The organism is Prosthecobacter sp. (assembly GCF_044373815.1).
Classification (GTDB): domain Bacteria; phylum Verrucomicrobiota; class Verrucomicrobiia; order Verrucomicrobiales; family Verrucomicrobiaceae; genus Prosthecobacter.
The window spans coordinates 1-19,715 of sequence record NZ_JBIPNG010000066.1 but is presented as its reverse complement, the minus strand read 5'-3'; the positions used below and the strand labels follow the sequence as shown (position 1 = coordinate 19,715).

General features: G+C 56.3%; 18 protein-coding genes and 1 tRNA gene. 8 read left to right on the top strand and 11 right to left on the bottom strand.

Annotation, left to right across the window (positions count from 1 at the left end):
- Positions 1-181: 181 nt before the first annotated feature.
- From ACIREA_RS08250 to ACIREA_RS08230, 5 genes are all read right to left on the bottom strand, one after another.
- On the bottom strand, positions 182-1,810 hold the full coding sequence (locus tag ACIREA_RS08250) for a PrsW family glutamic-type intramembrane protease (protein ID WP_397381783.1): 1,629 nt from the start codon (positions 1,808-1,810) through the stop codon (positions 182-184).
- A gap of 7 nt (positions 1,811-1,817) precedes the next feature.
- The gene (locus ACIREA_RS08245; protein ID WP_397381782.1) at positions 1,818-2,129 is read right to left on the bottom strand and encodes a hypothetical protein; all 312 of its coding nucleotides are present in this window, start codon (positions 2,127-2,129) and stop codon (positions 1,818-1,820) included.
- Positions 2,130-2,143: 14 nt separating this feature from the next.
- A complete protein-coding gene (locus ACIREA_RS08240; protein WP_397381781.1) occupies positions 2,144-2,617 on the bottom strand; it encodes a GNAT family N-acetyltransferase in 474 nt (157 codons plus the stop codon).
- A 121-nt stretch (positions 2,618-2,738) separates the two neighbouring features.
- Complete coding sequence (locus ACIREA_RS08235; RefSeq protein ID WP_397381780.1) at positions 2,739-5,261, bottom strand: O-antigen ligase family protein; 2,523 nt, start codon at positions 5,259-5,261, stop codon at positions 2,739-2,741.
- Entirely contained in the window at positions 5,258-6,733 is a 1,476-nt protein-coding gene (locus ACIREA_RS08230; protein WP_397381779.1) for an MraY family glycosyltransferase, read from the bottom strand. The genes ACIREA_RS08235 and ACIREA_RS08230 overlap by 4 nt, the downstream gene beginning before the upstream one ends.
- 143 nt (positions 6,734-6,876) lie before the next feature.
- Here ACIREA_RS08230 and mnmE point away from each other — a divergent pair, with 143 nt between their 5' ends.
- Positions 6,877-8,220, top strand: a complete 1,344-nt coding sequence (mnmE, locus tag ACIREA_RS08225) for a tRNA uridine-5-carboxymethylaminomethyl(34) synthesis GTPase MnmE (protein ID WP_397381778.1) — start codon at positions 6,877-6,879, stop codon at positions 8,218-8,220.
- A 27-nt stretch (positions 8,221-8,247) separates the two neighbouring features.
- The gene (locus tag ACIREA_RS08220; RefSeq protein WP_397381777.1) at positions 8,248-9,132 is read left to right on the top strand and encodes a TIM barrel protein; all 885 of its coding nucleotides are present in this window, start codon (positions 8,248-8,250) and stop codon (positions 9,130-9,132) included.
- A gap of 98 nt (positions 9,133-9,230) precedes the next feature.
- Here the strand turns inward: ACIREA_RS08220 and rpmF are convergent, their stop codons facing one another.
- The 5 genes from rpmF to ACIREA_RS08195 are packed head-to-tail and all read right to left on the bottom strand — an operon-like array spanning position 9,231 to position 11,612.
- Positions 9,231-9,419 (bottom strand): 50S ribosomal protein L32, encoded by a 189-nt coding sequence (gene rpmF, locus ACIREA_RS08215; RefSeq protein ID WP_300203639.1) that lies wholly within the window; start codon positions 9,417-9,419, stop codon positions 9,231-9,233.
- Between the two features lie 27 nt (positions 9,420-9,446).
- Positions 9,447-9,926: a YceD family protein gene (locus ACIREA_RS08210; RefSeq protein ID WP_397381776.1), complete on the bottom strand. Its 480-nt coding sequence runs from the start codon at positions 9,924-9,926 to the stop codon at positions 9,447-9,449.
- Between the two features lie 18 nt (positions 9,927-9,944).
- Positions 9,945-10,427, bottom strand: a complete 483-nt coding sequence (gene coaD, locus ACIREA_RS08205) for a pantetheine-phosphate adenylyltransferase (RefSeq protein WP_397381775.1) — start codon at positions 10,425-10,427, stop codon at positions 9,945-9,947.
- Between the two features lie 51 nt (positions 10,428-10,478).
- On the bottom strand, positions 10,479-10,850 hold the full coding sequence (gene acpS, locus ACIREA_RS08200) for a holo-ACP synthase (protein WP_397381774.1): 372 nt from the start codon (positions 10,848-10,850) through the stop codon (positions 10,479-10,481).
- A gap of 6 nt (positions 10,851-10,856) precedes the next feature.
- Positions 10,857-11,612 (bottom strand): pyridoxine 5'-phosphate synthase, encoded by a 756-nt coding sequence (locus ACIREA_RS08195; RefSeq protein ID WP_397381773.1) that lies wholly within the window; start codon positions 11,610-11,612, stop codon positions 10,857-10,859.
- Positions 11,613-11,771: 159 nt separating this feature from the next.
- Between ACIREA_RS08195 and ACIREA_RS08190 the strand changes: the two genes are divergently transcribed.
- Together ACIREA_RS08190 and ACIREA_RS08185 are read left to right on the top strand one after the other, a co-directional pair.
- A complete protein-coding gene (locus ACIREA_RS08190; RefSeq protein WP_397381772.1) occupies positions 11,772-12,686 on the top strand; it encodes a hypothetical protein in 915 nt (304 codons plus the stop codon).
- A gap of 76 nt (positions 12,687-12,762) precedes the next feature.
- A tRNA-Asp gene (locus ACIREA_RS08185) sits at positions 12,763-12,839 on the top strand.
- 190 nt (positions 12,840-13,029) lie between these two features.
- On the opposite strand, the gene ACIREA_RS08180 is transcribed toward ACIREA_RS08185, so the two are convergent.
- Positions 13,030-14,874: a hypothetical protein gene (locus ACIREA_RS08180; protein ID WP_397381771.1), complete on the bottom strand. Its 1,845-nt coding sequence runs from the start codon at positions 14,872-14,874 to the stop codon at positions 13,030-13,032.
- Between the two features lie 243 nt (positions 14,875-15,117).
- Here ACIREA_RS08180 and ACIREA_RS08175 point away from each other — a divergent pair, with 243 nt between their 5' ends.
- The 4 genes from ACIREA_RS08175 to ACIREA_RS08160 form a co-directional block, all read left to right on the top strand.
- A complete protein-coding gene (locus tag ACIREA_RS08175; RefSeq protein WP_397381770.1) occupies positions 15,118-15,858 on the top strand; it encodes an ABC transporter ATP-binding protein in 741 nt (246 codons plus the stop codon).
- A 37-nt stretch (positions 15,859-15,895) separates the two neighbouring features.
- Positions 15,896-16,654 carry an ABC transporter permease gene (locus ACIREA_RS08170; RefSeq protein ID WP_397381769.1) on the top strand — a complete coding sequence of 253 codons (759 nt, stop codon included), beginning with the start codon at positions 15,896-15,898 and terminating at the stop codon, positions 16,652-16,654.
- A gap of 43 nt (positions 16,655-16,697) precedes the next feature.
- The gene (locus ACIREA_RS08165; RefSeq protein WP_397381768.1) at positions 16,698-18,653 is read left to right on the top strand and encodes a Gldg family protein; all 1,956 of its coding nucleotides are present in this window, start codon (positions 16,698-16,700) and stop codon (positions 18,651-18,653) included.
- 45 nt (positions 18,654-18,698) lie between these two features.
- Positions 18,699-19,715 (top strand): DUF4340 domain-containing protein (locus ACIREA_RS08160; RefSeq protein WP_397381767.1); only part of this gene is annotated, 1,017 nt, incomplete at its 3' end.

Genomic DNA, 19,715 nt, shown 5'->3' with positions numbered 1-19,715 from the left:
TCCAAAATGCGGCAGAACGGTAGTCATTATGCCGCAGAAGCAGGTGGACCAGCGCAATGACGGAGCCGACGATTGACGCAACCGCCAGCACCACAGTCCAGAAATTGTGTTCAAACCAAGTCATGGCGCAGAATGCGCGAATCATGACGAAGTGCAAAGAACAACCCCGACTCAGGGCATTTCAAGCATGCTCAAACTTCCGCCAATACAGCAATGCAATGGGGATCATGCTAAGGCATTCCTGACCGGCCTTGGCGACGCCTGCCATGGTGTGGGTGCTCCATGCGCCAAGGATGAGGGAGATGGCGATCAAAATGGCGGAGCCAAAGGCGAAGACGGCACGTGGTGCGATGGTGAGATGCACGGGGCGGGTTTCCTCACCAAGGAGATCAATGAAACGTGCGGCGCAAAGAATGAGCACAATCACTGAGAGCCAGCCGTTGTCGTCAAGCCTGCCGGGTGAGAGGTAGTCGTAGGCACCGTGAGCAATGACGGCCAGCAGGAAGGTGACGATGAATTCATCAGCACGGGCAAAGCGGGTGAGCAGCATGCGGTAGAGGCTGTGTGCGCAGATGCCGGTGAGGGAGATATGGAGGAAGTTGGCGGAGAGGAAACGCGTCCAGGCGATGCTGCCGCCGAAATTCTGGTAGTAGCCGATGTTTTCCTCCAGCGAAAAACCCAGCCCGACAAAAGCACCCGTGAGCAGTGCCAGACCCGGTGTGCGTCGCCACATCAACCAAGGCAGGAAAAGTGCAAAGAGCAGGAGCTTGCAGCCTTCCTCGCGCAGTCCGACTCCCGCGATGTAGTAGATCAAATCATGAGGGAAAGGGGCTGCCGCGGTCATGCCCTGATGGAACTCCTGATAGGCGAGGATGGTGAGCGTTGGCCACACGCTGGCCACTCCAGCCAAGAGGGCGACGATGGGCCGTGCCCAGCGCCAGCGTTCGTGGTCACTGTGCTGCACCAGGATGAAGTACCACAGGGCGGCAACGAAGAAAGCGAGGCCAAGCATGCCATAGGGGATTTCATCGAGACGGTGACGAATGAGGCCATGCCACTGCATCCAGACATCGCCCAGAAGAGAGCCTGCATGGTGCTGGAGCAGGGGAGGGCAATGCTCGATCCATCCGGGCTGGGCGGCGATGGTTCGCAGGAACTTAAGATCATGCTGTGTTACAGCAAGGTGAAGTGCCTCTTCGCGCGAGGTGGTGGCATCCGCAAAGTGCAGGCCCTCGGTGTAAAAAGCCTCCATGGCCGCCGGGATGTTGTTGCGGCGCTTTTGTACACTGCCGAGCAGCTCTGCGGCTAGCATTTCAGGAGGCAAGGCCCGGGCATTTTGCTCCAACTGCTGCTGTGCAGCCGGATCTCCGGCGAGTGCTGAGGCAAGAAAATTCTGGAACAAACCTGCCGGGGCATCCGTGGTGGCATGCTGCTGGATGAGTTGCGCCACCTCATAACCGCCAAGCTCTCCTGTCTGAGTAAATTTTTGAAACGCACCCTCGTCGTTTTCCTCCACCAGCTGGGGGAGCTGCGCGAGAAGCAAGCGCAGCCAGAGGGCGAACTGGCGCGGCTGCGGGGTGGTTTCATGCCGCAGGCGGTTAAACTCTTCATGCAAGCGGCTCAATGCGGAGAGGTCAGCTTGACTCTGTTTGGGCTCTCCCTGGCGGACACTGCCAATCACGATCACACAGGCGATGATCATGCCTGTGGCGGTGATGCTGGCGGCGGTACGCAGCAGGAAGCGACGATTGCGCGTGAGGTAGTGGGTGCGCGCACGCCAGCCATGAAAAAGAGAACGATCCTTGTTCATGCTGACTTCAAGGATCCACTTTCTTCCACCAGTCGGGAGTCTGCTCCCAAGGAGCCCGCGTTTCAGTCTCTAATTCCTGCATTCTCGTGCGGGCTTCGACTTCAGATTCTTCCTCGAGTTCCATGAGCAGTTTGATATGCGGCTCAGGCTTTGTGGTGCGCCGCCAGATGAGCCAGGCCCACATCGCAAACGCCCCCAGCAGAAACAGCAGTGTGCCAAGGGTAAAGAGGACAAACCAGTCGGAGGCCTCCACCCACTCACGTGACACCTTGATCGTACCGCCTTCGGGCCGAGGGAAGAAGGCGAGATACGTGTGCATAATGAGAGGCTGCTTTAGTTTTCGTTAAAGACGAGGCGCATCGGGATCATCTTGGAAAACTGGAAGCCGTGCTGCTGAAAGAAGGACTGCGAGTCGGCGCTGATACGGTCTGTCAGCAGGGTGATGCGGCGGAAGTGTTTTTCCCGTGCGAATTCGATGGCGTGATCGAGCAGCCGTCCGCCATATCCCTGACGACGATGCTGTGGATGTACAATGACGTCCTCCATGATAAGGACCAGACCACCTTCCGCCGTGCTGATGGTGAAGAGCAGGTTGATCATGCCGATGACCTTGTGTTCCGTGCGCAGCACAAAGATTCTGCCGCGGTTGGGCTGCTCCAAAATGAGGCGCAAGCCGTGCTCCTGTTTGGAGCGGTCCGGCTTGAAATCCTCTTCTTCACTGAACAAGGCAAGAAGCAGTTCCACCAACTGTGGCAGGTCTTCGATGGTTGCCGGTTCGATATGGGGCTCAATGTCGGTGGCGGGCATAGTTTACAGAATAACGGGCTCGTGGACAAAGGCAATGCGTTCGATGCATCGACTTCGGCATGTTGCTCAATCTGCCCCAAAATGAAGCAGATTTTATCCAATGCCTTCAGTCTGCCCTCGCCTATGGCTTTTGCATCGCCTCCCGCAGGTTTTCCCAAGCACGGCGAAAATCCTGTTTCATCATGTACAGTGTAGCAATTTCCTGGCGGACGTACGCAGGGGCATTGGGGAATGCGGCTGCTTTTTCCAGAGTGCGCAGGGCTCCGTCGATGTCGCCCTGGGTCTTTTGTGCCTGGAATAAATCGATTCCACTTCTGACATCGGTGGGATTGTAAAGCAGGGCGCGCTCCAAGGCTGCGATATTAGTGCTGGTTCCTGGTGCCGTGCGAATGACCGAGGGGAGAAAGGGAATGGCTGTTTGACATGCACGCTGGAAATCGGAATTGCGAGCGTAGTGCTCCGCGAGAGTGCGCCAGCCGTCCTCCTGCCATTTGCGGTTGGTTTCCAAGGCGGTAATGAGCGCTTCTTGATTGCCATACTGGTACCACATGCTGAAAAGGTTCTTCCTTTGCTCTGGATCCAAACCCCTTAGATCTGGTTGTTGAACCAGCAGGCTTTTCAAGCAGCGGTCGAATTCATCCCGCGTCTGCACACTTCTCAGGAACTCGAATTTTAACTCCGAAGTTGTGGCCAGTGTCCAGAGCGGTTCGCGCAGTTCGGGATGCTGGTAGGAATAACCGAGCATCTGCTGGTAATTGCCGGGTGCTGCTTCTGGATAGCGGCGCAGGAGCTCGCGCCAGCCGACAACTGCGTACTGAGGATCGAAATCGAGCCAGAAAAGGCCTTCAGTGTAACAGGTCATTGCGTAAGTCGGATCGAGCACACGCGAACGAGAGAAATCCAGCAAAGCCACTTCTTTAGGCTGGCCGAGACGAAGGCGCAGACAAGCCCTTTCGTAGTAGTAGCGAAAATCCATCGGTGCCATTTCAATGGCTTGATCCATGAGTGGCAGCGCGCCTGCAGGAGAACCGGAGTCAGCCAGTTTTACCGCCCGGCTTCGCAAAGCATTTGCTGCACTCGAGCCCGGCAAAACCGGATGTCCCAGCGCAATGGCCGTCCAAGCCGCACCCAGTGCCAGCAGCATCACTCCGCCCAGCCGGAAGGCCAGACGTTGTGGCATGCCGGATGCGCTTGGCAATCTGCGTGGTCGAATCGCGATTCCCGCCAGCAAAGCCATGAAGAGCGCATAACCGAGACCATGATTGGGCACATCACCCAGTCCATGGATGGCTCCAAGACCAAAGACGATGGCGGCGGCATTGCGCAGACGACGATCCTGCATGCCTGATTTGTGTTTCTTTTTCTTCCCATACCAGGGGCCGGTGGACAAAAAAATCCATGACAGCAACAGCAAGGCGGGCAGCACGGTGAGCAATCCGCCTTCTGACAAAAGCCAGAGCAAATCGCTTTCAGGATGAAGGAAGCGGAATCTTGTTGCCGACAAAGCGGAAAATTGTGGAAAAACAGCCTCGAAATTTCCCAGTCCGATGCCTGTCCAGGGTGAATCAAGAGTCATCTTGAGGGATTCGACAAAGAGGGATCCTCTGCCCTTGTCCGAAGTAAAATGTGCAATGCCACCTTCTGTAAGCCGCTTGGAAACGTTTCCGCCTGACATAACCAGCAAAGTGGAGATGATGAAAACCAGAGATGTGGAGACGGCCAATTTCTGGAGGAAGCCACGCCGCATGGCAACGGTGCCAAACCAGGCGGTCATGCCAAAGAACAGCAAGATCAGTCCTGCGCGCGAACTGTTCATAAAAATGCAGATGACAGGAGGAATAAACCCCAGCAAACAGGGTATCCATAAGCGCGATTTGCGCCGATGAGCATCAAAGCCTGTTGCAGCACAGAGCACGCATGTCATGGCGGCGAGGCTGCTGATGTGATTACGATTGGCAAAGGGGCCAAATGCATTTCCCCATTCCAAGGGATTTCGCGGCCACCATGGGATGTGGATCGACTTCGTACCTTCTAAGATGGAGAGCAAACAAAGCAGGATTCCACCAAAAGTGAGGATTTGGATCATGGCCCGACGTTGGCGGTCTGAAAACCCCCGTGTCAGACACCAGGCCAGCCAGGCAATGCAGGTGGCAAAAAAGAGCCATGCCTCCATCGTTACGGCGGCCTGAGGAGTCAGTGTTTTGGACAGATGGATGTCCCAGTCCTGGACCAATGTGGTCTGCCATGCTGGAGACTTGAACAACCAGTTTGCCGGCAGAAAGGAGAGCAACGGAGCGAGCACAGCACCCAGCAGCCCGAACAACGCTATCGGCGGTAGTTTGCGCTTGGGTGCAAAGAAGATCAACACCAAGGCCAGCAGAAGGGTTATGCTTCCTTTGGACCAAGATTCGCGCCCTGCACCGAACATGCAGGCAACCACAGGCAGTGAGGCAAAGACATATCCTTGCCATGCGGGGCCGGGGACATCATAGCTGCGCTCTTGAGCCGTGGTGCCATCGTCTTCAAAGTCGTCTTCCTGGAAGTCACCCATCCGAGATGCTGAATCCACCTCTTCAGCTTCATCTCCGGCAAGCTGTGGAAGTTTTTTCACTGGCTCTTCAAATTGGTCGGACTCTTTGTTCATGTCGTGACTGAGAGCGGAAGATGGGGTGGCACTGCAGCCGATTCGATTTCATAGCTGGACGGCAGAGACTTCCATTTCTCCAGGCAGCGTTCGAGTGCAGGCAGGAGTACATCAATACGGAGATGCCATTCAGCGAGATCGTTGGCATCCACGGGACGATGGATGGTAAAATATCTGCCCCCGCCCAATGCCAAAATTTCTGGCTGAGTGTCGGTTTGAGGATGCATGCTCAAACCCATGCGTTCCAGCCCGTGCTGAAACAAGGTGGCAAAGCTTGGCAGGTCAGCGCAGCGCTCCACCTCAAAATCCAGTACGCGTCCGTAGGCACGAAAAAATTCCCGCTGCCTGCGCCGCTCCATCGTCTCGTTGATCTGGGTGCGGAAATTGGACCAGCTTCGAATGTATCCCAGGTAGCGGGCTGCCCCCAGAGCCAGCAAAAATAAAATGGCACCGACCATTGGCAGTGCGATCCCCTTGATCATCAGAATGCTCAATCCCACCAAGCTCAGGGCCAGGCAGACAGCATACATGGCGGCAAGCGCGCCACCCTTGCTGTAACCTAGCAGAATCAACCGATGATGGATGTGTTCAGCATCCGCATTGAAGATGGAAACTCCCCGGATGGCCCTTCGAATGATGGCAAACAGGGTATCCAAAATCGGCACCCCCAGGGCAATAATGATGACCAGCAGCGCGCCTATGATCGATCCTTTGTTCGAAGTGAAGAGGGCGACTGAGGCGATAAAAAAACCGATCAAATAAGCTCCTCCATCGCCTAGAAAAATCTTGGCTGGAGGGAGGTTGAAGATCAGGAAGCCCGCCAGTGCGCCGGCCATTGCCAGCGAGACAACCAGGACATCGGGCTGGCCGCTGTAGTAGCCCAGAAATGCCAGGGTCAGGCTTAGAAACAGACCGAAACCGCCGGCCAGTCCGTCCATGCCATCTATCAGGTTGACAATGTTAGGGATGCTCACCAGCCAGAGCAGTGTCAGTGGCAGGCTCCACCATCCCAGAGAAACTGAACCCTCTCCGAACGGATTGCTGAGAATGTCGATCGAAACCCCCAGGGAATACAAAATCAACGCCGTGCCGATCTGGCCAATCAGCTTCACTCTGGCGCCTAGAGGTTTAAGATCGTCCACGAAGCCCACGCTGAAAATCAAGGCGTTGCAAATCGCCACCGGCAGCCAGCGAGTCCAGCCAAGTCCGCCAATGTAACCAGCCACCAGCGAGGCCAGACCCACGGCCAGGAAAATGGGGGCTCCACCGAGTCGCGAGATCGCCTTCTCATGCAGCTTGCGCCGGGTATCTGGCTCATCCAGCCCGATTCGCCCCCCGCGATACAATATCCACCATGTGCCAAGCACGGCTACCAGCAGGGCACCACCAAAATAGCAGGCCATTTCCAACCATGAAACATGCCGTGGCGCCCATGGGCCCATGGCGGTGTATTGAATGGCAGGTTCAAACATGCGTGACTGGTGATTCTAGTTGGAAAGCGGCTAGCATAAGCGTTGCCCAATCAGGGATCAAGACTTCAGCGCTGAAGAAGTCTTTTGTTGCAACTTCCAGGAACGCTTCTTGAACTTGCCCCAAGCCCCTCTCACCATCGCCAATGATCAACGACACTATCGCCGCCATTTCGACTGCCTTGGGAGAGGCTGCCATCAGTGTGGTGCGCGTTTCCGGCCCGTATGCGCTGCAAATCGCTGCCCGGGTCGCCCGATTGCCGGTAAAGGTTATGCCTAGAATGGCGCATCTTGTTCCCATTCTGGACACGGACGGAGGTGCGCTGGATCACGGTTTGCTGCTCTATTTCAAGGGGCCGGCAAGTTACACGGGTGAAGACGTCATCGAATTCCACGGACATGGTGGCGTTCTTGTCACCCAGCGTGTTCTGGACCGCTGGCTTGCCTGTGGGGCACGTGCCGCTGATCCGGGTGAGTTTACCCAGCGTGCCTTTTTGAATGGTAAAATGGACCTTACGCAGGCTGAGGCTGTGATGGATTTGATTCATGCTCAAAGCACCCTTGCTCTCCGGGCTGCCAACGAGCAGCTCGGAGGTGCCATCGGTCGTGAAGCTGCAGCCATGCAGCAGGAGATCATTCCGGTGCTTGCCCATATTGAGGCCTACATCGATTTTCCAGAGGAAGATATCTCGCCGGAAACGGGGGCCGATCTGCTGCGTCGTATCGATGCTGTGCTCAGGCGTGCGCAGAAACTCATCGCGACTTCCGAGCAGGGGCGCATCCTGCGGCATGGTGCGCGGACGGTTATCTCAGGCGCTCCCAACGTCGGTAAAAGCAGCCTGTTGAATTTCCTGCTTGGGTTTGAGCGTGCCATCGTCAGTCCCACCGCAGGAACTACCCGCGACACCATTGAAGAAATCATCCAGGTTCATGGCATCCCGCTGCGCCTCGTGGACACCGCCGGTCTGCGTGAAGCAGGTGACGACATCGAACGAGTTGGCATTCAGCGAACAGAGCGTGAATTGGAACGCGCTGACCTCGTGATTGAAGTTGTTGATGGCAGTCGTGCATCCAGTGGGCCTCGACTGGCGCTCTCGCCCGAAATTGCCCGCCGCCGAATTCTCGTTCTCAATAAAAGCGATCTGGGTATTCATGCTGATTGGAGCGACACTCCCGGTGCCATCCCGCTCTCCTGTCTTTCCGGTGACGGCATCGAACCGCTGCGCGATGCCATCCGCGATGTCATCGCCACTGCCGGGCCGCTCGCTGTGGATCATCCCATCGCCATTAATGCACGGCACAAGGCTGCCTTCGAACGCAGTGCCGAGCGTCTCCAGGCCGCTAGGGCGGCTCTGGAACACAATGAGGCTCCCGAATTCATCGCCCTCGAGATTCGTGAGGCGCTCCAGGCTCTAGGCGACGTCATTGGCCAGGTCGATGTCGAACGCATCCTGGATGTCATCTTCTCCACCTTCTGCATAGGAAAGTGATCCTGGCACCGTTTGACTTCTCCAACCATGAACCGCCGTCATTTCTTCGCCTCAGCTCTTGCTGCCACCGCTGCTTCACGTCTCAGCGCTCAATCCATCGATAAAGCTGCTGCTGATCCTGCCTACGTCATCAAAAACCACGGCATCAAGCACACCGTCATGGGCTGGTGTTTCAAACCCATGGACACGATGGTTCTGGCCAAGCACTGCAAGGATATCGGCCTCGTTGGCATGGAGGGCATCGACAGCAAATACTACCCCGATGTGAAGGCTCTCGGCCTCGACATCTCCCTCGTTGGCAGTCACGGCTTCGCCAAAGGACCGTGCAATCCCGAATTCCGCGATGAGGTCGTCACCAAGCTGACTGATTCCATCAACCTCGCCGCCGATGTCGGCAGCAAAAAGGTCATCACCTTCACGGGCATGAAGTTTGAGGGAATGGACCGCGACAAGGCTATCCATTCATGTCTCGATGTCTGGAAGCAGGTGCTGCCGCTCGCCGAAAAGAAGGGCATCACGCTTGTCTTGGAGCACCTGAACTCCCGCGACAGCTCCCACCCGATGAAAGGCCACCCTGGCTACTTCGGCGATGACGTGGACTTCTGTGTTGATCTCATCAAAAACATCGGCAGCCCCAATTTCAAGCTGCTCTTCGACATTTACCACGTCAGCATCATGAACGGCGACATCATTCGCCGCTTGCGTCTCCATCAGGACTACATCGGTCACATCCACACAGCCGGCAATCCTGGCCGCTGCGAGCTCGACGAGCACCAGGAGATCAACTACCCCGCCGTCATGCAGGCGCTGCTCGAAATCGGCTACCACGACTTCGTCGCTCACGAATTCATTCCTACCTGGGACGATCCGATTCTCGCACTACGCCACGCCGCGATGGTTTGTGATGTCTGAAGTCCTGGGCAGCCCGCGAAAGCTGCCAGTTGAGAACAAACAAAAAAACCCCACCGAGTGAAACTCGGCGGGGTTGGAAATAGATTAACGAGGGAGGATCAGGCTTCGCCAGCGACCTTGCTGATCACCTGACGACCGCGGTAATAACCGCAGGAGGGGCAGGCGACGTGGCCGGGGACTGAGGTGCCGCATTCTGGGCAGCTCTTGAGGGTGGGCGCCTTCCAGCGGTTTGCGCCTTGACGCATGCGTTGGCGGCTCTTGGATTGTCTGCGCTTCGGATTGGCCATGAGAGTATCGAGGTGGGGTCTGTTCTTCTAATTTAACTTGTTCAAAGCTTCCCATACACCCGGACCCGCACTTTGAGGCTCGTCGGGAGTTGTTTCCAACTCCGGTTCAAACCTGCCTTCGGCGGGACACTGACGAGGATGGACATTGCCAGCATCGCAGCGTGGGTAGCTCGGAAGGGCAAGCAGAGTATCTTCCCGTACCGTATCCGTCAAGTTGATCGTTTCATCCTTTGCAATCTCGACTTCGGAATCGTAGTCGGCCAAATCGACATGGTAGTCGAAGCGTTCCATGCAGGCGCCGCATTCCAGGCTGAAAGTGGCCTCCAGCCGACCGCTCATGAGGAGCTCGCTGCCATCACGCTCCACATGGAGGTCGTATTTCAACGGGGAGATGGCCTGGATGGAGTCTTTGGGGTCGAGGTCAAAGAAAGCCGGCAGTTCCTGCCCGGAGATGTCCCTGCCGCCATCTGGCAGGGAGCGAAGGTCAATGAAAAATGGACGGTGCATGGGGGATTGGGTGAAAAATCAGGCCTTTTGTAATTTGTCGCAGAGGGCGGCCACGACATTGGGCGGAACGAACTGCTCGATGTGGCCGCCGAGCCGGCAGATTTCCTTGACCAGCCGACTGCTGATGTAGGTGTATTCTTCGCGGGGCATGAGAAACAGTGTTTCGAGGTTGGGCTCTAACTTACGATTCATGAGGGCAAGTTGGAACTCGAATTCAAAGTCCGACACCGCGCGCAGGCCACGCACGAGGGCGCAGGCCTGATGCTTGCGGGCGAAATTAACAAGCAAGCCATCGAAAGGCATGACCTCGATGCCAGGAATCTCGGCGGCGGCGTTGCGGATGAGTTCGACGCGTTCTTCGACGGTGAAGAGGCTCTCTTTGGCATTGTCGCGGGCGACGGCAATGATGAGATTGTCAAAAATGCCGGCTGCACGCTGCAAGACGTCGAGGTGGCCGTTGGTGATGGGGTCAAAGCTGCCCGGATAGATCGCGCGTCGCATGTGGATGAAGGCCGATTGTAGCGGCTGGGAAGGGGAGTGAAAAGCAAAAGCTCACGCGAGCAGCACCTGCGCCATGGCCAGCTCACGCGTATGAGTGAGGCTGACGAGGCAGGTGGCGTCACCGGCGTGCTGTTTGGCGGCTCCATGCAGGAGGATGGAAGGTTTCCCATTGTCCGCACGCACGACCTCGATGTCGGTCCAATTCACGCCTTCCGCCCAAATGCCGGTGCCAAGTGCTTTGGCCACCGCTTCTTTGGCGGCAAAACGTGCGGCGTAATTCATGGCGGGCTCGGCGCAAGCATCACAGTAGGCGATTTCGCTGGCGGTGAAGGTGCGCTCTTTAAAGCGCTGGCCGTGCCGCTCCAGCATCTCGCGGATACGGGACACTTCCACGAGATCTATGCCGATGCCGGTGGCTTTCATGTGGGATCAATTGCGATAGGTCGCCATGACGGCGAGCATCTCACGCACCGCACCATGCAGGCCGATGAAAACGGCGCGTGAAACGAGGTGGTGGCCGATGTTCAGTTCCGCCAAGTGGGGCACGGGCCACAGGGCAGGGAGGTTTTTCGTGGTCAGGCCATGTCCGGCATTGATCTGGAGACCAAGGGCGTGGCCCAACTCCGCAGCGGCGCAGAGGCGCTCGACCTCGGCGTCACGTTCTGCGCCGGTGTGGTTGGCAAAGGTGCCAGTGTGGAGTTCGATCATGGCTGCGCCGATTTCTGCACTGGCTCGGATCTGTTCGAGGTCTGGATCAACAAACATGCTGACTCGTGTGCCATTGTCGCTGAGCGCCTTCACTGTGCGGCGAAGTGCATCACGCTGACCGGCCACATCGAGGCCGCCTTCGGTCGTGACCTCCTCGCGGTTTTCCGGCACCATGCAGACAAAGTCGGGGCGCACCTGGAGTGCAATGTCCAAAATCTCCTGGGTGTTGCCCATTTCCAGGTTCAGCTTTGTGCCAATGCTTTTGCGGAGCAAATACACATCCGCGTCCTGAATGTGGCGGCGGTCAGCCCGCAAATGCACGGTGATGGAATCAGCGCCCGCCACCTCGGCCGCCAAGGCGGCCGCCAGGACCGAAGGCTCCGCATTGAGGGAATCCGGCATGGCGCGATAACGTGCCTGACGCAAGGTCACGACATGGTCGATATTAACTCCGAGGAGCAGGTTGGTTTGGGGCATAGGGGCTATGTAGCGCAGCCCTTCCCACCCGCAAGTATCCGGTCTATGAGTCTTTTGACGCAAACTTTGCAGAAAAATGTAACTGCGCTCCCGAGAAATTGAAGTACTCAATCGCTGTATCACGCGGTGGCGCGTGAGCATTTATCTATCAACACTCCCATGAAATCTCTATTCTATACAATCCTCATCATTGGCGGCGTCTTTCTTGCATACGACTATTTTGGGGCACCTCCCGGCAAGAAGCTGGTCTTCAAAAGTCTCAATCCTCCCGTGAAGCCCAAGGCTCTGCCTGTCAAGCCTGCCGAAGAGGAAAAACCCGTCGTTGTTATCAAGGAGAGTCCCTCCGCACCTGTGAAACCTGTCGCGGTGGAAAAACCGGTGGAAAAAGCCCCTGTGCCAAAGCCTGAAGCGGCCTCCTCAGGTCCGAAGTTTGAACCCATCGAAGCACTGACCGGCAACTGGTTGAAGATTCCGGCATCCGCCTTTCCTCGGGAGGTGAAGCTGGTGCAGGACGCGATGTTCAAGATGAGCGTGGGATCGAGCAAGATTGCCGCCGGTGGCAAGGCCTATGCCCTGGCTGCGGATAATGGGGTGCTCACCCTGGCACCGACCGCCTCTTCGCCAGCACGTGCGCAATTGGCCATTGATGGCACCGATTTGAAGGCGCAGCTCAATGCTTCCTATGAAAAGTGGAAGATCACACGTGCGGAAGAACTCAAGGCCATTGCTGCGAACAAACTGCAGAATCAGCCCGTGGCATCAGCGCCTGATGCCGGGCCTTCCAGCAGCGAAGTGGAGGCAGATGGCAAGCCGGTGCGCGATTCCACCAGTGGTTATCCACTGCTGATTGCCAGCATGAAACGTGGACAGATCACCGAAATCAAACCGGAGAATGTCACCAGCTGGCAGGATCCGCAGCCCACCGTGGTTCAAGGCAAGCCGGGCTGGGCGGTGAAAGTGGGTTGCAATGTGAAGACGGTGTTTGGGCTGCAACCAACCGAAGCGCAGGCATTGGTGCTCAATGGCAAGGTCATCGGCTGGTATTACACCGGCTCAGGCGAAGAGGTGCCGTGATGATTTTTTTCAGGGATTAAAGTTTCCGTTTGCCAGCGCGAAGAGAGCGTTTATTATCGCGACCCCAAACGGCAAAGGAGCGGTAGTTCAGTTGGTTAGAACGCCAGCCTGTCACGTTGGAGGTCACGGGTTCGAGCCCCGTCCGCTCCGCCAGTTGGGTTAAGATAGGCCGCCTTGCATTTCGCAGGCGGCCTTTTTCTTTGCTGCTGCCTCCACCGGCTTGCGCTGGACATGAACTCCGGGAATTTCGAAGATGCTCAAACCCTTAAAAGCTTCTGATCATGCGTCATCCTGCCATCAGCCGATGAGGATGGGGCGGACTGCTGGTGCTTGGTGAAGGGCCTTACTTTTTCACCAAAACGCTCTCATAGCAGCGCTGCTCCTCTGGCAGCATGCTGGCTTTGGGATTGATGGCCTTGATCACACCCAGAGCTTCGTCATGAAAGCCACCGCTGTTGGCGATGGCGGCAAAGACGGCGCGTTGTCCTTCGGTGAGCGGATTGAGATCAATGTATTGTAGATTTTGGACTGCCTGTTGAGTGTCCCTCAGCCGCCAGCGAGCCAATGCGACGGTGAGTTTGCGCAGATTGTCCGCCGGCTGAATTTTGAGCAAATTGACGGCATTGCGCAGAGCGAGTTCGATGTTTTTGCCAGCCAGCAGGCTGACATAAAGATAGGTCTCGACGAAATTGGTGTCATCCGGCCAGCGTGTCACCGCCTCCTGAGAGGCCTGGATCAGAGATTCAGTGCTGCGGTTGGCCAGGCACGCTTTGATCAGGCCGGTGAAAGCATCGCGTTCGATACGGGGGGAAGCTGAGGCACGCTTTGCCGCCTTGATGGCCAAGCGGTAGGCATCCTCGGCAATGTCAAAATGGCCACGTTCCTCGCCATACCTGGCGATTTGCAGAAGGGCATCATATCGTCCATTGAACTGAGCCGCGTCCTTGGCGGCAATCAGTTTGGATCGCAGTTCTTCGGCTGGCTTTTTCAAAATGTATGCCAGGTGCGCACGGAACATCGCCACCGTTGTTGGATCGAGTACTTCTGCGACCTTGGGATCGTTGACCAGGCGCTCCAAGTCATCGAAACGCTGCAGCATGGTGAGGGCGTTGAGATAGTTTTCCAGCAGGCGCGGATGGGCTTTGGCTTCGTTCTCAGGCAGGACGGACAGCACTTGGCGAAATTCTCCCTCTTCAACCAGCCAGCGTATGAACGGCAGCAATTCATCACGTTTTTTGTCCCGGTACTTGGCTGTGGCGGCCATGACGATCTCTTTTTTATGTCCTGGGGACTGCTGAACTTCGCGCTTCAATGCATGTACGTAGTGACTGTCGTCTGCTTTGGGATGGTTTTTGAGGCGGTCGATCAACCGTGTGGTGTCTTCGGGCGTCAAAGTGGGCAGGCTGTCGATGTACTCCAGGGTTTGAAGCCCGATCACGTCATCTTCGGATGCCAGCTTCCAGAGTGATTCCATGCCGAGTCCCATTTCAGTCGAATTTCCGGAGGCTAGCTGCACTTTGGCGAATCGCAGCGCCCCTTCCTTGTCATCCGGATGTGCCAGAGTGTAGCTGCGCAGCACATTGAGCAGCGGTTTATTCTGTTCACGCTGACCCCAGACTTCTTCGGCCAGCTTTATCAGCGCTTCACTGGGCTTCTCCACCCGCATCAGCTGTTCCAGCGACTGGGAGGCCTCTTTGGGTTTTCCCAGGTTCAGGAGGCAGCGCACATGGAGCTGCTCGTCGGCTGGGGTTAGAACGTCAAGGTTCTTCAGCTTGTCATAAAAGTACAGAGCTGTGTCCCGCTTCATGAGCGTGAAATACTCAAAGTTCAGCCGGATGGCCTCCTCGCTCTCAGGGGCTTTTGTGTAAGCTTCCTGGGCTTTCATCACCGCATTGACGCCCTGGCCGTTTTCCATCATCAGCCGCGCCTCCTTGACCATGGTTCCCGCACGCATGTTTTTGTACGAGTTTTTCAGCGGTCGCGCATAGACGATGCCTAGAATGAGCAGTGCGGCGCAAATGCTCAGGATTACAAAGGCCGCGATCCAGCGCGCCAGCGGCGACTGCCGGTCCCGATGCGCCACGGTCGGAGGAACCAGCCATTCCCAGGCGGCAATGAAAGGACGCCACAAAATGAAGGGTTTTTGCGTGAGATCTTTGGTGGGATCAATGTTTTGGTTCCAAAGCATGAGGATTGGCGACTGGGGCGCTGAATGTAGGTGTGCTGAATGCGCCGTCACGTTGAAATTTATTCTGCAACCTGATTGTCAAAGTTGGCGTTAAAGGCATCCCGCAACCCGAGAGAATTCAGTTGAAAAGCCCTTCGTACTTCCTAAAGCAGCACTCCGCGATTGAACGTCCGGAGGGGGCGAACAACCAGAACCGCCTCCCCGTGGCGTTCCGTTTTCCCAACCAACCGATCCAACGACGTTATGATCCAAGTTAAGAACCTCATCAAGGTGTTCGGCACCAAAGTGGCTGTCGATGATGTCTCCTTCTCCGTGGAAAAAGGGGAAGTCCTGGGTTTTCTCGGGCCGAATGGTGCCGGCAAATCCACCACCATGCGCATGGTCACCGGCTATTTCAGGCCCACCAGTGGCAGCGTGAATCTTTGTGGAATCGACATGCTCGAAGAACCAGAACTGGCCAAGCAGCGTCTCGGCTATCTTCCTGAAAATGCGCCGCTTTATTCTGACATGACTGTGGCCAGCTTCCTCGGCTTCTGCGCCGAACTGCGCGGCCTGCATGGAGCGGCACGCACCAAGGCCATCGACCGAGTCCTCGACATGTGCTTCCTCGACAGTGTGCGCAATCAGAGCGTGGACACGCTGTCCAAAGGCTACCGCCACCGCACCTGCTTCGCGCAAAGCATCATTCATGACCCGGATGTGCTCATTCTCGACGAGCCGACCGATGGTCTCGATCCGAATCAGAAGCATGAAGTGCGCAGCATGATCAAGCGCATGGGCAAGGACAAGGCGATCATCTTTTCCACGCACATCCTTGAAGAAGTCGAAGCCGCCTGCTCCCGTGCCATCATCATTGATCGTGGCAAGGTGGTGGCCGACGGCACGCCTGAAAGCCTCAAGAAGCTCGTCCCCGGCGCGAACACGCTCGACGAGGTATTCCGCAGCATCACCAAATCTGACACAGCTGTCAAAAAAGCAGCCTGAGATCTTCTAGTTTTTTCACCCCCAATCCGACCAACGTATGAGCAATCGAGCAATCCAAAACACTCTGGCCGTCTTTAAGCGGGAGTTTATGGCCTACTTCAACTCTCCCGTGTTTTACGTCATCGTCGTCATTTTCCTGCTGGCGACGAATGGCTTCACGTTCTTTTTCTCCCGCCTATTGGACAGTGATGATGTTTCACTGGCCACGCGTTTCTTTGTCTGGCATCCGTGGATTTACACGGTGCTGGCTCCTGCCGTAGGCATGCGCCTGTGGTCGGAGGAGCACCGCTTGGGCACCATCGAACTGCTCATGACGATGCCGGTCTCCCCATGGCAGGCCATTGTGGGCAAGTTTCTGGCGGCGGCAGTGATCTGGCTCATTGGTCTGGCCCTGACCTTTCTGATCGTTGGGACCGTGTCCTATCTGGGCGATCCTGACAGCGGTCCTATCATCAGTGGTTATGTCGCCAGCTACCTCTATGCCATGGCATGCCTGGCGGTGACCTCGGCCATCAGCGCCTTTACGCGCAGCCAGGTCGTGTGCTTTATCATCAGCGTCGCCTTCTGTCTGGTCATCGCCCTCATCGGCGATCCCGGCCTGACACAGACGGTCGTGAACGCTGTCCCAAATGGGATGGAGGGAATCGTGCGATTCATCAGCTACTTCAGCTTCATGGATCACTTTTTTGAAATGACCAAGGGCATCTTCGTCCTGCGTGATGTGCTCTACTTCGTTTCGGTCATCGTTGTGGCGCTGCTGGTGACCGACCTGGGTCTCCGCTCCAAGCGTGCCTGATTTCCCGCTGAGCTTTCCTTTTCAACCAAACTTTTTTCTCATCATGAGTGCTTCCAACAAGAACGCTGCAGCCGGCGTCACCACACTATTGATCATTGCTGTCATTTTCGCCCTCAACTTCCTCGTTGGCGGGGTGGGATTTGGCAATCTTCGCCTCGACCTCACCGAGGACGGTTTGTTTACCCTCTCGCAGGGCACGAAAAACATTCTCAGCCGGATCAACGTCGACGAGCCGGTGACGATCAAATTCTATTCCACCAACGATGACCGGGTGATGCCGAACATCCTCAAGCCCCACGCACGTTCCATCGAGGACCTGCTGCTTGAATATGAAAAGCAGAGCAACGGCAGCGTTTCCCTGGAAGTCATCCATCCGAATCCAGACACGGATGATGAAGACAAGGCCAAGGATGATGAAATCCGTGGCATGCAGGTCAATCAGGAAGGCGACCAGATTTATCTGGGACTCACCGTCCAGTGCCTCGACCGCAAAGAAGTCCTGCCCTTCCTTAATCCAGAAGATGCCACGGCATTCGAATATGATGTGTCCCGTGCCATCGCGAAGGTCATCAAGCCCACCAAGACGGTCATCGGTCTCATGAGCGCCATGCCCATCGGCGGGGTGCCTTCCATGCCGTTCCAGCAGCAGCGCGGACCGGAAGCCTGGGCGATTGTCCAGCAGCTTCGGGCTGACTACGAGGTGCGTGAGGTTCCAATGACGACTGATAAAATCGACAGCGATATCACCGTGCTTCTTGTGGTGCATCCGGCAGACATCACCAAGACGGCAGAGTTTGCCATCGACCAGTACCTCCTTGGTGGCGGCAACGTGGTCGCCTTTGTGGATCCGCAGAGCCTCCTCGCCCAGGCCATGAGCAGCCAGCCCAATCCAATGACCGGCCAGCCGGGCAACATGATCAACACCTCCTCCGATCTGCCAAATCTGTTCAAGGCGTGGGGCATCAGCTACCAAAAAGACATGGTGCTGGCGGACATGAACTACAAAGGCAACCTCCAAGGACGCCTTATGCCAACGGCTTTGCAGCTCCCTGGCAAAGCCATCAATCAAGATGACCGTGTGACTTCCGGCCTGCAGGCTTTCACCCTCATCAACGCCGGTGTCTTGAACATTGATCGCAAGGAAGGGATTGATGTGATCACGCTCGCCACCAGTTCGGAGGCTTCGGAACTCATCGACACGGCAGCAGCTGATAAGCTGCGCCGCGAACCCATGGTGAACTTTACCGCCAGTGGTAAAAAGCAGGTGCTCGGTGTGCGCATCGCCGGTAAATTCAAGACGGCTTTCCCTGAAGGCAAGCCGGCGGCGGCTGCTGGATCCAAAGAGACTGGCGGACCTGAGCAGGATGCCAGTGCTCCCGGAGCAGCTGCGGCAGCGGCTAAGACAGCTGAAAAGAAAGCGGACAACTCTCTCAAGGAGTCCAAAGACAGTGAGCGCAATGTCATCCTCTTTTCGGACGCCGACATGCTCTATGATGCCTTCTGCCTGAAGCAGGGGGAACTCGGAGTTGGACTCATCACCAATGGCGGCAACCTGCCCATGGTGCTCAACGCCATTGAAGTGCTCGTCGGCGGTGGTGACCTCATTCAGGTTCGCAATCGCAAGTCTCCGGTCCGTCCCTTCATCAAGCTGAAGGAGATGCGTGAGACGGTTGAGGAGAAATACCGCCCGCAGCTGATTGGGCTGGAGAAGGAACGTCAGGAACTGGCGGAAAAGCTCAGCAAAGCACGGCCTCAGCTCGACCTGAAGAAGGGTGCGTTGATCGTGGACCAGAGCACCATGAACAATATCAAAGAGATGGAGAAAAATTCGAAGACCATCGACAAGGAGGTTCGGAACATCCGTAAAGAGGTCAACAAGGAGGTGGAGTTCCGCAAGACTCTGATCAAGACCCTCAATGTCCTCGTCGTGCCTCTTTTGGTTGGCGTGGTGGGCCTTGTTTTCGCCATGCAGCGCCGCACCCGCACAGCGGCGGCCTGATTCATTCAAAACTCGTTTTAAGCACCTGTTCTTTTCCTCAACGCCATGAAGAAGATCGTCATCCTTTTGGTTTTACTCGCTGCCATCGTTGGCACCGCCTATTTTCAGTCCAACAAGCGCAACTCGCGTCTGAATCGTTCCGTGATGAATGTGAAGTTGCGGGAGCTGCTGTTCCCGGAATTCGACATCAACGGCATCAAAAAAATCAGGATCAAGGAGGAGAAGTCGGAGACTACCCTCGCTGTCCAGAATGACACCTGGGTCGTCCTTGATCGTGCGGGGTATCCCGTGGAGAAAGAGAAGCTTCAGACCGCGCTGCTGAGCCTCAAGTATGAAAAGATCAAAGGCGGTCGTCACATCGGCAAAGATTCCTGGGGCAAGGTGGGTGTGAATTCTCCCGGAAACGCCACAGCCTCGGGCGCAGGTACCCTCGTCGAGTTGTTCGACGAGAAGGATGTTCTGAAATACTCCTTTGTACTGGGCGGGCAGGTGAACAGCTCAGGCGGGTCCAACAATGATCAGATGCAAATGTTCGGCGGCCCCAAAGGCAACCGCTTCATCCGCCTCCAAGGTGAGGACACCATCTGGGAGATCAATGACCAGCTGCCTGATCTGGTGACCAAGCCAGACGCCTGGCTGGCGAAAGGCTTTTTTGATGTGCAGAGGCTGAAGTCTGTCGAAGTCACCGCTGCAAAACCGGCTGACTCATGGAAAGCCACACGCGCTGATGACAAGGCAGATTTCACCCTCGAAGGCGCCGGCCCTGGTGAAAGCATCGACGCAGGCAAGGTCTCACTTGGTACGTTGCTCTCCAGTTCCACCTTCAATGACGTGCTCAGCAAAGACAAAGCCGCCGCGACCATGAAGGACGCAGTGAAGGCAAAGCTCGTCACCTTTGACGGCTTCACCTACAACATCCAGGCAGTGAAGCAGGCCGGGCAGGGGGAGGGAGACAAATACTACCTCACCATGAGTGTCAGTGCCGAACTTCCCAAGGAGCGAGCCGCCGTGAAGGACGAAAAACCTGAAGACAAAAAGAAAAACGACGAAGCTTTCGCCGAA